Below are 14,395 nucleotides of genomic sequence, written 5' to 3' on the forward strand. Positions count from 1 at the left end.
AAAGTTATTAGGATTAAAAGTTATTAGGAATCTGGATGATCACCCTATCGACGTTTCAAGAGTATTTGTCTGCTACAAAACTGCAGTCAACGACAGCAAGGCGTTCTGTTGATAATGAAGCGCGCTATTTACAGACACTATTGACCGGTCTGCCGTCACAGACACATGAGGCGCAAGCTGAGCGGCTAGAAGAGATTTTGAAGGTCTTGCAGGCAGCGGATATGGAGGAGGAGCAGCGCCTTAAGCTCACCGCTTGTGTCATCGAGGCCGCCGAGCAATTGATTGTGGCGCTGCGCCAACACTATATTTATGAGACTGCTGCCTTTAGTGAGGCGCAGATAGCGTACGTGGCTCAAGTTCGGTCGTTATATTATTTGATTATCATGATCTATGATGGTGTCATACAGCGTGAGATGACAAGCTCCATCCATCCTGCTAACTCTGCTACAAAAAACGGTTGGCAGCGTTATTTCAACCATGAAAAGCGCGCATCAGCCGTGCTCGCCCTTGCTATCTATCAGTCACTACTGATGTATCAAAAGCTCTTAGGCGAGGCGGCGCTCTGCTACCAAAAGCCGTCATCGTACTTATGGTCTAAGATCAATCAGCTGTATTATCTTGCTCATCAGCAGCGCCTAACGTTGATGAATCTGAGCGCTCATACGCTCACTCAGCGCGCAGATAGCATTCACCGTCTGTACTGTCAGCTATGTTTGCACAGTTTATTGAACGTACGTGCCATGCGTCGCCCTAATATCTTGTTGGTGCAGCGCTTACTACCTGAGTGGGCCGAGCATCTGCTCGCCACCATAGAGCCTGAGAGTGAAACCCGAGTGTTTGTCAATTTAAAAGACAGTCAGCCGCCCACTTACTTGACGGCTCATTCAGGCATCAACCCTTATGAGGATCGGTATGAGTGCTTATTTATAGAGCTGACACCGATGATTACCTATCTGCAGGCACGCAGGCAGGCATTGATAAAAGAAGGCCGAGAAGCGGTGGCGTGTGCGCTGCTCAATAAAGTAATCATGACGCTCACGTATCGCTATCTGCAACCTCAGCTGACGTTGCCCACCAAGTATAGCTCAAAGCAAAACGCTGTGGTGATTAGCGGGTTTAACGACATGCATTACCGAGTCAGTCAGGGCTGCAGCTTCACCAGATTGATTGTAGCAAACGAGCTGCCAGAGGCACACCGGCCTCATTATGATACCCATCAGCTGCCCACCAACACTCATACGCGGCTGAACGTTGAGACATTTGATGGCAATGACACCTTATCGTTGTTTCGCATCTTGCGACTGCGCACTGAGCCTGCGAGCATGCCACCAGGTCGTCAACCACCGACGCGGACTGGGCAGCTCGATTTGAGTCCTCTACCTATAGATGCAGGTATCCAACATGACACCAGTCATAAAACCCGTGATGAGCGCGTGGCCGCGCCGGTGCCATTACAGATCATGAGGCTTTTTTTGTTATGTCGTGCTGAGACTGCGACCACCCTTGATTGCTCGATAGGGCTGACCCGCTGGGTCAATGCCGATGGCGCTACACCAGAGATTGAGTGGCAGGTACTCGGACATAATCCAGCGGCTTGCGGCCTACGTGTCGATGGTGATGACACGCGTGACCGGCACTTTGTGCCAGCTTTTATCATGGGGAAAGACGAGCAGCTTCAAACTGTGGCAAGCCTCATTGTCCCAACCGCCCATTTTCAGGTTGATGATCGGGTCATCATGCGTATCAATCAGCAGCAGACGCCGTTACGTTTGGGGCGACGCTTATTAATGACTGATGAGTTTAGCCAATATGAAGTGCTACGCTTATAGTTTGACTACCAGCACTATTGTTTAATTTGAGGCAAGCTTTATCAGGCCTGTAGTAGACACGATAAAGTTTGTGTTTTTGCATTTGAATCATGGATAAGTACCAAAACATACTGCGCGAACCCCCGCTAATGAAACTCGCCTGCAGGGGGTGCAGTTATTGTCTATAATGGCACAAATTGTTACTCTATTGATGCGAAACCCAATCTGCTGACCAAGCACTGAGCAAGCAAGCTCAGGTATCAAACATCACTGATAAAATACGATCGTATGATCATAAGATTAAAAGGCCATTTATGCGCACTCAGTCTATCCTAAATCTGTTAGTCATCAATGATGATCAGCTCTATGCTGAGCGACTTGTGCAGTTATTGAGCGCTTATTATGACAGTGTGAATTTGGGGTTTTTGGACGATAAAGAAGAGCTGCTAAGGCTGTTGCGTCAGCCATGGGATGTATTGGTGTTTGGCAGTGCTTATGATATGAACTTCACCGAAGTGGTGGGCATCGTGCAAGAGCAGAGTATTGATTTGCCGATGATTTGCCTGTTTCATGATGAGGCGGCAGCCACCGCACAAAATGACGACGGCTTGCCAGCTATCGTCAGTGGTACAATGGTCAAGGCGCTCAAAGCCGAGCAAGAGATGGCAGTGGTAATGGCTATTTGCTTGCAACATGACAACTTGCGCAGCCGCCGTGAGCTAAAGACGCTGCGCCATGTCATCTCTGAGGCGGAGCAACGCGCGAACGTCTTGATTAAAAACTCCAAAAGCGCGGTCGCCTATATCGATCAAGGCATCCATATATTTGCCAACGACCCCTATCTGCAGCTTTTTGGCTTTAAAACCATGAACGATGCCATCGGCGTGCCAGTCGTTGATTTGATTTCAGGCGGGGATAGTGTCAAAGGCTTTAAACAGTTTTTGCGGCAGTTTGACAAAGGCAATCGACAAGAGGTGGAGTTTGAGTTTGAAAGCAAACGTACCGATGGTAGCACCTTTGAGGCCAAACTACAGCTTGCCTCAGCCACCTTGGACGGTGAGCCTGTCACCCAAGTTATCATTCAGCAAAACACCAATAACAGCGCTGAGGTGGCCAAGCGCTTAGCGGAGGCTGAGCGTAAAGACAAGCTAACCGGTATCGACAACCGCCATGGTTTTGAAAAACAAATGGCGCTGGTGTACGAGCAGGCACGACAAGGGCTACTGACAGCAGGGCTTTTGTATATTCAGCTCGATAATGTGGGTAAAATAAGAAGCAGTTTGGGCCTACAAGGGGTCGATGCGACGGTCAAGCAAGTCGCCTATATGTTAGATGAGCTGATAGAAGACGGGCATGTGAGCCGCTTTAGTGATACGGTGTTTACGGTGCTTGTCGAAGACAAAAGCGCCAGCGAGCTAAAAGATTTGGCACAGCACATTGTCACACGCATTAGTGAGATGTTTATCGAAGTCGATAAGCGTACCACCAGTACCACCATCAGTATTGGTATCGTGAAGATAGAGAAAAATGCTGCAGCGCCCAATGTACTGCTCGAGCGTGCTATCGATGCCATCAATCAAATCATGATAGAGACCTCCAATCATGGCGGGACCTACCATTTGTATGACCCAAGTGAGCATGCCAATAGTGATGATCATGCACTGGCTGAATCTTTGGTCGATGCCATTACCAACAATCGTTTTGATCTGTCATTTCAGCCCATATATGACATCAACAAAGACCGTAGCGACTTTTTTGAGGTGTATCTGCGCTTACCGCTGGCAGATGCTGACAATACCGTACTCACCCCTGATCAGTTCATGGCTGTCGCCAAGACGCATAATTTATTAGAAAAAATCGACCGCTGGGTACTAATCAATGCCTGCAAAAAAATAAACGAAGTCCGTAAGACCCATCCTGAGGCCAGACTGTTGGTGCAGCTCACCGGGGCGTCGCTGGTCGACAAAAAACTGCCAAATGTGGCCAGTCAGTTGATCAAGGCGGTCGGCGGTGCCGCTGGAGTATTGACACTGCAGTTTAATGAAAAAGATATCTTAGACTATCTGACCGTCGCCAAGACCCAGTTTTCGGCGTTGACACAAGTCAGCTGTCAGTTAGGTATCAATAACTTTGGCTCATCTGCTAAGTCTATCGAAATCGCCAGCTTTGTACAGCCAGATATGGTGCGTTTAGCGCGAAGCTATATCCAAGACATCAATTCTGCGGATAATCTAAATACGGTTAAATCTTTGATTGTGCGTACCTCTGAGGTCCATGCTGACGTGCTCATGCCATATATCGAGGATGCCGCGACGATGTCGGTGGCGTGGAGTGTGGGCGCCCGCTATTTGCAAGGATACTATCTAGAAGCGCCCAGCGCGACCATAAAAGTCTCATAACGTCATGCCTCATCCTGTTTTTAACTGTCATACCTTTTAACTGAAGATTGTCAAACATGTTTATGATTCGTCAGTATCGTTTGTACGGCCTTGTTGCCGCTGTTTTATTGCTCAGTGCGTGCGGAGAGCAAGTGCCTGCTGATCACCGTGACCCTGTGACATTGCCGCTATATACTGAGGGCGATGCCGACAACGGTGCGATCATTTATCAAGATGCCTGCGGTCAGTGCCATCAGCTCAATGCAGGGCTGAACAAAAAAGGCCCGCAGCTGATGAATATCTACGGCGCGCCTGCCGCCGCCCTCGAGGATTATACTTATAGTGAAGGACTAAAGGCGTCAGGCTGGGTATGGGATGCACAGACACTAGACCCTTATATCGCCGATGCGCAAAAGAGTATGCCAGACTCAAAAATGCTCTCAGACCCGATGCCGGATGCAAAAGAGCGAGCAGATGTGATTGCTTATCTGTCAACCCTAAGGGCCGCGCCGCCTGCGACCGATGATGCCAATTGATCGCAGACTTATTATGTTTATTCATCCAAAATGAGCCAATAACTGACTATGAGCCATGCCGCGATCGACCCCGCTTCTAGCACCACCTCTCAACCAGCGCCGCAGCTGGCAGATACGGCGGCCTTGAGTGCCGCTGACTATCAGCACAATCAGCAAAAAATAGCTCAGCTGCTTGGGCAACTAAACCACATCGTTTTAGATAAGCCGCAGGCGATTAAGCTGGCGCTCAGTGGTATATTGGCGGGTGGTCATTTATTGCTACAAGACTTGCCTGGTATGGGCAAGACCACGTTAGCACAAGGGCTAGCCCAGCTGCTTGGCCTGAGCTTTAATCGTGTGCAGTTTACCAATGATATGCTGCCCGCTGATATTTTGGGCATGAGTATCTTTGAGCAAAAAAACCAGCACTTTGAGTTTCGGCCAGGGCCGATCTTTACGCAGTTGTTACTTGCGGATGAGATCAACCGCTCTAGTCCCAAAACCCAAAGCGCGCTGCTAGAGGCCATGGAGGAGCGGCAAGTGACGCAAGATGGGCAAACCTATGTGCTGCCGCAGCCGTTTTTTGTCATTGCCACCCAAAACCCATTGCAGCAAGCAGGCGTCTATCCATTGCCTGAGTCGCAGCTCGACAGGTTTTTATTGTGTATCTCGCTTGGCTATCCATCGCCTGCCGCTGAGCGTGAGCTTTTGCAAGGTCAAGACCGCCGCGAGCTGCTCAAAGGCTTGCCTGCTGTACTTGATACCGAGGCGGTATTATTAGCGCAGCAAGGCGTCAAGCAAGTGTATGTCGCTGATGTAGTTTTGGACTATCTGCAGCGGCTGGTTGCAAAGACACGCGCCAGCTCGGAGTATCATGGTTTGTCGCCGCGAGGTGTGCTATCGCTACAGCGTGCGGCGCAGGCTTATGCGTATGTATCGGGGCATCAGGAGGTGGCACCAGAGGACATCCAAGCGGTGTTTGCTGCCGTCACCGATCATCGCCTTGGTCAGCGTTTTGTGCCCGCGCATGTGACTGGTGGACAAGCGATGCAGACCATCGCCCAACGTATTTTGGCAGAAGTGGCTGTTATTGTTTGACCGTCTGTTTACTCATAATAGACTCACTTCTAAAGCTGCTCGTTTATTAGCGATAAGACTATTAATGTTGAGGATGGGGTCGTTATGAGCCTGTTGCCAAATGCCTTTACTGTACCAGCGGACTCTGCACTACGCCGCTGGTTTGCCGCGCGTGCGCCCAAAAGCGATAGCGCCACCCTCACGCTGCGTAATGTCTATATTTTTTTTAGCCGTGAAGGCCTGCTGTTTGCCGTTTTGTTAATCATCACTTTTATTGCTGGCATCAATTATGGCAACAACTTGGTGCTGGGTTTGTGCTTTTATTTGGTTAGTGTCTGGCTGATCAGCTTTCATGTGACCTTTGCTCATATCTCAGGTCTCAAGGTGCAATTGATAGATGTCACTATGGCAGAGGCGGGCGCGCCTGTCTGGGTGACTTTAAAGCTTTGTAGCGAAAGTCGTCAGCCCAGACGGCAGCTGTTATTTGGCTTTGAGCAGGTAGAGAGCAAAGGGTCACGCAAAAAGACTAAAAAGACCGATAAAAAAACCGACGCCCGAGCAAACGCTGGCGCTGAGTCTCAAAACTCCCTACTGGTGACACGGCTCCAAGGCGAACAAACAATTCGCCTGCCTGTACAAACGCACAGCCGCGGCCAGCTGGTGCTCCCCAGACTCACCATCAAAACCGTCTACCCGCTCGGCATTATGCGCGCCTGGTCTTATGTGTATTTTGCCCGTTGCGCTTGGGTGTATCCCAAACCTGAGGCTTTTGATTGGCAAGCACAGTATGCGCTAGCCAATGAAAAAGATCTGCCAACAGGCGGGCAATATCAGCAAGGTCAGGACGATTTTGAGCGGCTCGACAACTATATCGAAGGTGAGTCGCTGGCCCGTGTGTCGTGGGGGCATGTGGCACGCGGCCAAGGTATGTTTACCAAGCATTTCGCTGATCCTATCGGTCATGAGCAAACGTTGGATTATGCCGATATGCCAGCCGCGCATCATGAACAAAAACTGGCACAGCTGGCTTATGGCGTACAGACCTTGGGTGGGCTGGGCGTACCCTTTACGATGCAACTACCGCAAGATAAATCTGCCGGCGCGGCGATGGGGGCAGGTGACAGCTTTGTACAAGCGTGCTTGCTAAGGTTGGCAAAAGCGCCATGAATAACTCTACGCAGCCTTTATCAAAAAAAACGATAGCGTCATCGAGTCGCTTGGATAAAGCAGACGCTATAAACGCTGCCAGCTTTGAGCAGTTGGCCTTGGGTGATCATCGCAGCGCACAGATAGTACGCGGTGAAAGGCCAAGCGGATATGCCAAGTTTTTTGCTTTGCCTGCCTACTACTGGGTGTTGATCGCCCAAGTGGTCATTATCTTACCGCATGCAGCCCATCTGCCATTATGGCTAATGGGATTTGCGGTGGTCAGTATCATTGCTCAGATGCCCGGCGTCAAAGCGCAATTTAAAAAAATAGCACATCTAAAACGCGTCTATCAGGGCATGCAGATGCTCGGGTTTTTGTTAGGGCTGGCAGGGTTATGGCTGACTTATCACACCGCTTTCGGCCTCGATATGGGCGTAGCGTTTTTAGTGCTATGTCTCATCAGTAAGCTGTGGGAGTTGTATAAACGCCGTGATGCTTATGTGGTATTGAATCTTTCGCTATTTGTCCTCGCCGCGCTATTTTTGATGGATCAAGGTCTTGTGACGACGTTAGAAGTAATCGTCGGGGCGGTCATTGTGTTGTTAGCATTTATTGCTTTAAATGACGATAGCAATACTCGTGGCGATGGTCGCTTGCGTACTTTAGGTGTACTGGGTATTGGCGCATTGCCATTATTGGTCGTGCTGTTTTTGTTTTTCCCGCGCTTGCCACCGCTATGGTCGGTGCAGCTCTCAGGTCAGCAGGCGACCACGGGTGTCTCTGATAGCATGTCGCCTGGCGATTTTGCCAATTTGGGAAAATCGACCGAGCTGGCGTTTCGGGTAGAGTTTGCAGATAACCGCCCACCACAGCAGCAGCTATATTGGCGCGGCTTGGTGTTTAGCGACTTTGATGGGGTCACGTGGCGTCCTAGCCCTCAGCAACAAGAGTGGCAGCCTGCACCGCAAACACCTGCTTGGATTGAGAATGCCTTTGCAACTATCCCTGATAAAGCGAAAGTTGCGCCGACCAATTATGAGATTATCCTAGAGCCAACGCAGCAAAGCTGGCTGTTTGGGCTTGATTATCCGTTTACGCAGCGCCAAGACGTCAAAATCACCTCAGATTTTACTTTGTTAAAAGATCAACCGGTGACTCAGCAGTTGCGCTACGAGGTATTGCAGTTTGCACCGATGCGTATCGATCCGATTCTCTCTGATGAATCGCGCCGTCTCAATCTTACACTGCCAGATGACGGCAACCCGCAAGCGCGAATATTGGCGCAGCAATTATACGCTCAGTCAGGCTCAGACCCTGTGCGCTATATGCAGGCACTGGAGCGCTGGATTAACCAAACGGACTTTCGTTATACACTGTCTCCGCCACGTTTAGCTAGTAACCGTATCGATGAGTTTTTGTTTGAGACCAAAGCGGGGTTTTGTGAGCATTATGCTTCTAGCTTCACCTTTATGATGCGCGCCGCTGGCATTCCTGCACGCGTCGTGGCAGGCTATCAAGGCGGTGAGCCCAGCCGCGGCGGCAATGTCTGGGAAGTGCGGCAAAAAGACGCGCACGCTTGGACGGAGGTTTGGCTTGATGGTCAAGGTTGGCTACGTGTCGATCCGACGGCTTTTGTAGCCCCTGAGCGTGTTGAGCAGGGTATGGATGCACTGACGCAGGCACAAGGAGCGGCGATGTTCGGTGATGGCGCTGGGGCGCAAATCAGCTATCAGCAGTATCAAATGCTACAAACCTTACGCCGCCTGTCAGATCAAGCCAGCTATTATTGGCAAAAAGACGTCGTTGGCTATGATCAGGACAAGCAAGCCGACTCGCTACTCAAATGGTTTAATATCCGCTCAATCATGCAGCAAATTATTTGGCTAGCGGCAAGTGCTATTACTGTCATGGTGATTTTGGTCTTTGTTATTTGGCAACGTCGCCGTCAGCGTTGGCATCCAGCAGACCTACCACTTGCACAGCTATCAAAACGTATTGGTAAAAGTGATAAAGAGTTGGCTCGTCAAGAGAGTGAAGGGCAGCTGGCTTGGCTTGAGCGCTTGGCAATAGCGGTTGATGACCGAGAAAATGATTCAAATACTGATATCGACGCTGATATCAACGCCGATACCAATGCTAAAAGTAGTAATAAGAGCAGTAAAGTGAGTAAGCTAACAGATAGCGGCCATTCAGAGATTGTACAAGCAAAAATCTTGCAAATGAGGCAGGACTATCGTCAACTGCGTTATGGACGTCTAAGCAGTCTTGAAACCAATGATAGCGAGTACCAAACTATCCTAAAGCAGCTTAAGAAAGATGCACGTGAATTGTTCTAATGGCTGTTTTGTGAAAGCGTTGTTTAGCACATGATAAAATAGCTATCGATAATAAAGGAGGCGACTCTATGGCGATATACGTCGATTTTATGCAGATAGAATTTAAAGGCTATAAATGGTGCCACATGCTCGCAGATACCCTGCAAGAGCTGCATGATTTTGCAGCGCTGATTGAAGTGGATAAGCGTTTATTCCATCGTCATGCAAGTTATCCACACTATGATGTCACGGTGCAAATGCGAGAAACAGCGATTGAATATGGTGCCATACCTGCCAATCGAAAAAAGATTATTGAATGTGCAAAGAAGCTAAAAATAGAATTACATGAGCAAATCGCACGTGCTGAGGGCTGCGAATAAGCGCATTCTTTCAAAGCAGAAAAAAGGTGGGTCATGCGTTTGTAGCCCACCTTTTTATTTGCTTAGACGTTTACCAGTAGCGCGTTTGACGCTACCAATTGTATTTTGGGTATTGTATTGTGGGGTTACTGTGCAATAGCGGCTTTACTGATGCCATCAAGGGCTTTTGCAATATTCCCTAATTGGGTATCACAACCTTTTATATTATGGCGGTCTTTGAGATAGGCAGGATTATTGTACGACAACCAGACCTTTTTATCGGCATCTTCACTGATGAGGATTTTTTGTGGCAAGTCGATAGCGACGCTTTGCTCGCAATTCATCAATGGTGTACCCGCTTTCGGATTACCAAACATAATCACTTGCGTCGGTCTTAAGGTTAAATCAACACCTTGCGCGTTTTTTTGATGATCGACGCGGGCAAATACTTTCATGCCTTTACTTTCGATAATGGCGACCAGCTTATCGGCAGTGTCTTGTACTGAATGCGGGCTTGGCATGGTTACCAAACCTTTTTGGGCGTCGATAGCAGGCGTATTTTTGGGTGTTGGCGGCACCTTATCCGGCGCATTGACAATATTTTCAACACTGGCGCAAGAGGATACGGCCAAAGCTAGGGCAGCGATAGAGATAATCTTAAGCATAAAAAGTCCTTTTTTATTGTGGTTGTTTATTCAGCGAGTGATGGCTGACAACATCGAATATTCATTGTGAATCATAATACTGTGCCTCATAGCATTGTGCGTAATAAACCATGCATAGTAAAGGCGCGCGTGACAAATGGACCTTATCAGCGATGGTGTAAGAGCGCCAACTATGCCAGACGCGCTGCCAGATAATCCACCAGCAAGCGAATCTTTGGCGATAAATGACGATTGTGCGGATAAATCGCCCAAATGCTTTCTTCAGGCTCTCTATAGTTATCCAGTACGCTGACCAATGCCCCTGACGCCAGATATTGCTGCACATAATAATCAGGCAGCTGCACGATACCCAGACCCTTTAATGCTGCATCCACTAAGCTATGACCGCTGTTATATTGCACGCTGCCTGAGACGCGTAGGTTTTTTTCTGTGTCCGTTGGTTTGTGCGCTTGCTGACCCACTGCTTTGTTAGCCTGTTTATTATTTTCGATAAAGTGCCAATAATCACGTGTGCCAAGCAGGCAGTTATGTTTGTGCAGATCAGACAGCGTGTGCGGCGTACCATATCTTTTGAGGTAAGCAGGGGCAGCGCAGACAAAGTTGGTACGGCGACTGAGTTTTTTTGCCATCATGGTTGAGTCGCTTAATTTGCCAATACGCACCGCTAGATCATAGCCGCCATCAACCAAGTCGATTTTTTGATTACTCAAAAATGCCGTCACTTCGATATCACTATATTGCACCATGAAATCATTGACCAGTGGCAATAATTGCTGCTCGCCATAAGTGACAGGGGCGGTCAGCTTAATCCTGCCTTGCGGTTTGGATTGCAGATTGCTCACGGCTTGCTCAGCGGCGTCTAAGCCATCAAGCACGCTGCGGCAGTGTTGATAAAACACTCGGCCTTCTTCTGTGAGTGATACTTTCCGAGTGGTGCGATACAGCAATTTGATATTGAGGCGCTGCTCTAATGCACTGATCTGTCGGCTGACCTGCGCCGTTGACACGCCCAACTCTTTTGCCGCACGAGTAAAGCTCTCGTATTCAGCCACATAGACAAACTCACTAATACCATCCCAGCGCATGATTATTACCACTGTGAAAAAGATATTTGCAAATATAACACATTGTTATCACAGCAGAAACAACTATAATGGACAGTATAAAATCAACGCCTATAGACGACTCAAACTAGCGCTTGCCTCTACGGTGTAAGCGCTATAAGCTAAATTGGTCTGAGCGTGATTAACGCCATCACTTATTTATGATTACAAGAGAGAATACTATGTCAGATAATTTTATTAAGTCCAAAGCCGCCATCGCGTGGGGGCCAAATGAGCCGCTATCTATCGAAGAAGTCGATGTGATGCTGCCCAAAAAAGGCGAAGTGCTGGTAAAGATCGTCGCCAGCGGCGTTTGCCATACCGATGCGTTCACCTTATCTGGTGAAGACCCAGAAGGCGTGTTTCCTGCGATTTTGGGTCACGAAGGTGGCGGTATCGTCGAGCAAGTCGGTGAAGGCGTGACCAGTGTGCAAGTTGGCGATCATGTCATTCCGTTATACACCGCAGAGTGCGGGGTGTGTAAGTTCTGTACTTCAGGTAAGACCAATCTATGCTCGGCCGTACGCGAGACCCAAGGTAAAGGCCTGATGCCAGATGGTACCACGCGTTTTTACAAAGATGGTGAGCCGATTTATCATTATATGGGCTGCTCGACTTTTTCTGAATACACGGTGTTGCCAGAGATTTCATTGGCCAAAGTCAACGCCGAGGCACCATTAGAAGAAGTGTGCTTGCTGGGCTGCGGCGTGACCACGGGTATGGGCGCAGTGATGAATACAGCCAAAGTCGAAGAGGGCGCAACGGTCGCTATCTTTGGGCTGGGCGGCATCGGACTGTCCGCTATCATCGGCGCACAAATGGCCAACGCCAGCCGTATCATCGCTATCGATATCAACGAGAGCAAGTTTGAGTTGGCCAAAAAACTGGGCGCAACCGACTGTATTAACCCAAAAGATTATGACAAACCCATTCAAGAGGTTATCGTTGAATTAACCGATGGCGGCGTCGACTATTCATTTGAATGTATCGGTAATGTCGATGTGATGCGCTCAGCACTAGAGTGCTGCCACAAAGGCTGGGGCGAGTCGGTCATCATCGGGGTCGCAGGCGCAGGCCAAGAAATCTCAACCCGTCCATTCCAGCTGGTGACAGGCCGTGTTTGGAAAGGTTCAGCATTTGGCGGTGTCAAAGGTCGCAGCGAGTTGCCAGGCTACGTCGAGCGCTACCTAGCAGGTGAGATTCCGCTACAAGACTTCATCACTCACACCATGCCGTTAGAAGACATCAACGATGCCTTTGATTTGATGCATAAAGGTGAGAGCATTCGTTCGGTGGTGCACTTTTTTGAGTAAACATTAATAAGCAGCAAACGATAAGCTGAAAATACCGCGCCTATTATGGGGCGGTATTTTTTTATGCTCAAGACAAACCATAGCGATTAGCCTTGCGCGCGATGAATGATTTGCTCTGCAAGCGTAGTCAAGTCTGTGGCCACAAAGTCCGGTGTTGGCACATTGGGGGCGGATAACAAGGCATTATAAGGACGTTTGAGAAACGCTCCTTGGCAGCCAGCAGCTTGCGCGCCGATGGTATCCCAAAGATGACAGGCGACTAGGCATAAATCTGACGTCTGGACGGCCAGTTCATTAGCGACCAGCTCATAGGTTTCAGGCGCCGGCTTGAACTTTGCGGCCTGCTCAACACTAAAAGACTGCTCAAAAAATATGCTCAATCCTGCCTTGTCTAGTGGCGTAGGGGCGGCGCTGGGTGCTGAATTGGTCAGCGTCACCAGACGAAACCCTGCCTCACGTAGTTTGGTCAATGCTGGGACAGTGTCAGAATGCGCAGGCATGTTACTCATACGCGCTTTAAACTCATCGATATCGTCCTCTGTCAGCGTGATTTGGTGGATATCAGCGCTCATCTGTAATGCGCCGACGCCCAGCTCACCAAAAGGCGTGTAAAGCCTTGATAACGTCATGGTTTGCGAATATAGCACCAGCTGGGCAAACCACTCTCTTAGCATGTTTTCGTCACCGAATAGGCGTGCAAATAACGGCGCTAAAGTGGTTATGTCGAGTAGTGTCTCGTTGACATCAAAGACGATAACCGCGGGTGTTGGGTGAGCGTGCATAAGATATCCTTTCATCGACAACGCTTAGGGTTTAGTCGGGCATATGGGCCAATTGTTCTAAGATATTGAGGTAATTGTCTACCCCTTGCGCGCCGCTTACCAAATGACGCTCATTAAAAATCATCGCTGGCACACTTTGAATGCCTTGCTGCTGCCAGTGCTGCTCTTCTGCGCGTATCTCTCGAGCAAAACGCTGGTCTGCTAAGACCGCCAGTGCCTCGCTTCGATCTAAGCCGACATCTGCTGCGATATCGGCCAGTACCGCGTTATCCGATATATCGCGATTGTCCGTGAAGTGCGCTGCAAAAAGCGCTTGCTTTAACTCATGTCTGTGGCCTTGTTTTTCGGCCCAGTGCAAGAGCTGGTGCGCATTAAAGGTATTGTGCATCCGTGTGTCGTCGTTGAAGTGAAACTGAAAGCCGACCTCATTTCCCGCCTCTGTTATTCTGGCGCGGCTGGCATCCGATTCTGCCTTACTTGAGCCATACTTTTCCATGATGTGCTCACGCATATTTTGTCCTTCTTTTGGCATTTTTGGGTTTAATTCAAAAGGATGCCAATGTATCTCATGGTCTGTATTGCTTTGCTCAAGCGCTGCGGCCAATTGGCGGTAGCCAACGACGCACCAAGGGCACACCACGTCTGAGACGATGTCGACACGTAGGGGAGGGTTGGTATTTTTCATATCTATCTGCCTGATATTATTAATATAATTGATATTATCTAAAATTATTTGAGGTTTATGCTCAATTGCTATCTATCAATCCATGCTAGAAGAATGATATTGCGATTGCAATCATATTATTAAATAAACTTTGGTTTGTTTTTTTTAGATTGATACCTACACTGCAATGACTACACAGTAAAAACAAGACAATGCAATCGTTACGTCATAATAAATCAGTCAGCACTATCTTATAGGTCATAATGC

General features: G+C 48.7%; 12 protein-coding genes. 8 read left to right on the forward strand and 4 right to left on the reverse strand.

The window, feature by feature from the left end:
- The first annotated feature begins 35 nt into the window (after window positions 1–35).
- From AADH33_RS02810 to AADH33_RS02840, 7 genes are all read left to right on the forward strand, one after another.
- Window positions 36–1,829: a hypothetical protein gene (locus AADH33_RS02810; protein ID WP_348549493.1), complete on the forward strand. Its 1,794-nt coding sequence runs from the start codon at window positions 36–38 to the stop codon at window positions 1,827–1,829.
- 293 nt (window positions 1,830–2,122) lie between these two features.
- Entirely contained in the window at window positions 2,123–4,207 is a 2,085-nt protein-coding gene (locus tag AADH33_RS02815) for an EAL domain-containing protein (protein WP_348549494.1), read from the forward strand.
- 56 nt (window positions 4,208–4,263) lie between these two features.
- Window positions 4,264–4,722, forward strand: coding sequence for a c-type cytochrome (locus tag AADH33_RS02820; RefSeq protein WP_348549495.1), 459 nt, complete (start codon window positions 4,264–4,266; stop codon window positions 4,720–4,722).
- Between the two features lie 48 nt (window positions 4,723–4,770).
- A complete protein-coding gene (locus AADH33_RS02825) occupies window positions 4,771–5,799 on the forward strand; it encodes an AAA family ATPase (protein WP_348549496.1) in 1,029 nt (342 codons plus the stop codon).
- Window positions 5,800–5,883: 84 nt separating this feature from the next.
- Window positions 5,884–6,945 carry a hypothetical protein gene (locus AADH33_RS02830; RefSeq protein ID WP_348549497.1) on the forward strand — a complete coding sequence of 354 codons (1,062 nt, stop codon included), beginning with the start codon at window positions 5,884–5,886 and terminating at the stop codon, window positions 6,943–6,945.
- Complete coding sequence (locus AADH33_RS02835) at window positions 6,942–9,263, forward strand: transglutaminase family protein (RefSeq protein WP_348549498.1); 2,322 nt, start codon at window positions 6,942–6,944, stop codon at window positions 9,261–9,263. The genes AADH33_RS02830 and AADH33_RS02835 overlap by 4 nt, the downstream gene beginning before the upstream one ends.
- Window positions 9,264–9,331: 68 nt before the next feature.
- Entirely contained in the window at window positions 9,332–9,622 is a 291-nt protein-coding gene (locus AADH33_RS02840; protein ID WP_348549499.1) for a DUF4031 domain-containing protein, read from the forward strand.
- Window positions 9,623–9,747: 125 nt separating this feature from the next.
- Here AADH33_RS02840 and AADH33_RS02845 read toward each other — a convergent pair whose 3' ends face one another.
- Both AADH33_RS02845 and AADH33_RS02850 read right to left on the reverse strand, forming a co-directional pair.
- Window positions 9,748–10,266 carry a DUF302 domain-containing protein gene (locus tag AADH33_RS02845; RefSeq protein WP_348549500.1) on the reverse strand — a complete coding sequence of 173 codons (519 nt, stop codon included), beginning with the start codon at window positions 10,264–10,266 and terminating at the stop codon, window positions 9,748–9,750.
- 170 nt (window positions 10,267–10,436) lie between these two features.
- Window positions 10,437–11,351, reverse strand: coding sequence for a LysR family transcriptional regulator (locus tag AADH33_RS02850; protein WP_348549501.1), 915 nt, complete (start codon window positions 11,349–11,351; stop codon window positions 10,437–10,439).
- A gap of 200 nt (window positions 11,352–11,551) precedes the next feature.
- Here AADH33_RS02850 and AADH33_RS02855 point away from each other — a divergent pair, with 200 nt between their 5' ends.
- Complete coding sequence (locus AADH33_RS02855) at window positions 11,552–12,682, forward strand: S-(hydroxymethyl)glutathione dehydrogenase/class III alcohol dehydrogenase (protein ID WP_348549502.1); 1,131 nt, start codon at window positions 11,552–11,554, stop codon at window positions 12,680–12,682.
- Between the two features lie 86 nt (window positions 12,683–12,768).
- Here the strand turns inward: AADH33_RS02855 and AADH33_RS02860 are convergent, their stop codons facing one another.
- Both AADH33_RS02860 and AADH33_RS02865 read right to left on the reverse strand, forming a co-directional pair.
- The gene (locus AADH33_RS02860; protein ID WP_348549503.1) at window positions 12,769–13,464 is read right to left on the reverse strand and encodes a haloacid dehalogenase type II; all 696 of its coding nucleotides are present in this window, start codon (window positions 13,462–13,464) and stop codon (window positions 12,769–12,771) included.
- 31 nt (window positions 13,465–13,495) lie between these two features.
- Window positions 13,496–14,149, reverse strand: coding sequence for a DsbA family oxidoreductase (locus tag AADH33_RS02865; protein WP_348549504.1), 654 nt, complete (start codon window positions 14,147–14,149; stop codon window positions 13,496–13,498).
- Window positions 14,150–14,395 lie beyond the last annotated feature (246 nt).

Source organism: Psychrobacter sp. KFRI-CH2-11 (assembly GCF_038239325.1).
Lineage (GTDB): Bacteria > Pseudomonadota > Gammaproteobacteria > Pseudomonadales > Moraxellaceae > Psychrobacter > Psychrobacter celer.

Excerpts from the sequence above, each read along its gene's own strand:
- AADH33_RS02810 (WP_348549493.1), top strand. The coding sequence starts at position 36 with ATGATCACCCTATCGACGTTTCAAGAGTATTTGTCTGCTACAAAACTG.
- AADH33_RS02815 (WP_348549494.1), top strand. The coding sequence starts at position 2,123 with ATGCGCACTCAGTCTATCCTAAATCTGTTAGTCATCAATGATGATCAG.
- AADH33_RS02820 (WP_348549495.1), top strand. The coding sequence starts at position 4,264 with ATGTTTATGATTCGTCAGTATCGTTTGTACGGCCTTGTTGCCGCTGTT.
- AADH33_RS02825 (WP_348549496.1), top strand. The coding sequence starts at position 4,771 with ATGAGCCATGCCGCGATCGACCCCGCTTCTAGCACCACCTCTCAACCA.
- AADH33_RS02830 (WP_348549497.1), top strand. The coding sequence starts at position 5,884 with ATGAGCCTGTTGCCAAATGCCTTTACTGTACCAGCGGACTCTGCACTA.
- AADH33_RS02835 (WP_348549498.1), top strand. The coding sequence starts at position 6,942 with ATGAATAACTCTACGCAGCCTTTATCAAAAAAAACGATAGCGTCATCG.
- AADH33_RS02840 (WP_348549499.1), top strand. The coding sequence starts at position 9,332 with ATGGCGATATACGTCGATTTTATGCAGATAGAATTTAAAGGCTATAAA.
- AADH33_RS02845 (WP_348549500.1), bottom strand. The coding sequence starts at position 10,266 with ATGCTTAAGATTATCTCTATCGCTGCCCTAGCTTTGGCCGTATCCTCT.
- AADH33_RS02850 (WP_348549501.1), bottom strand. The coding sequence starts at position 11,351 with ATGCGCTGGGATGGTATTAGTGAGTTTGTCTATGTGGCTGAATACGAG.
- AADH33_RS02855 (WP_348549502.1), top strand. The coding sequence starts at position 11,552 with ATGTCAGATAATTTTATTAAGTCCAAAGCCGCCATCGCGTGGGGGCCA.
- AADH33_RS02860 (WP_348549503.1), bottom strand. The coding sequence starts at position 13,464 with ATGCACGCTCACCCAACACCCGCGGTTATCGTCTTTGATGTCAACGAG.
- AADH33_RS02865 (WP_348549504.1), bottom strand. The coding sequence starts at position 14,149 with ATGAAAAATACCAACCCTCCCCTACGTGTCGACATCGTCTCAGACGTG.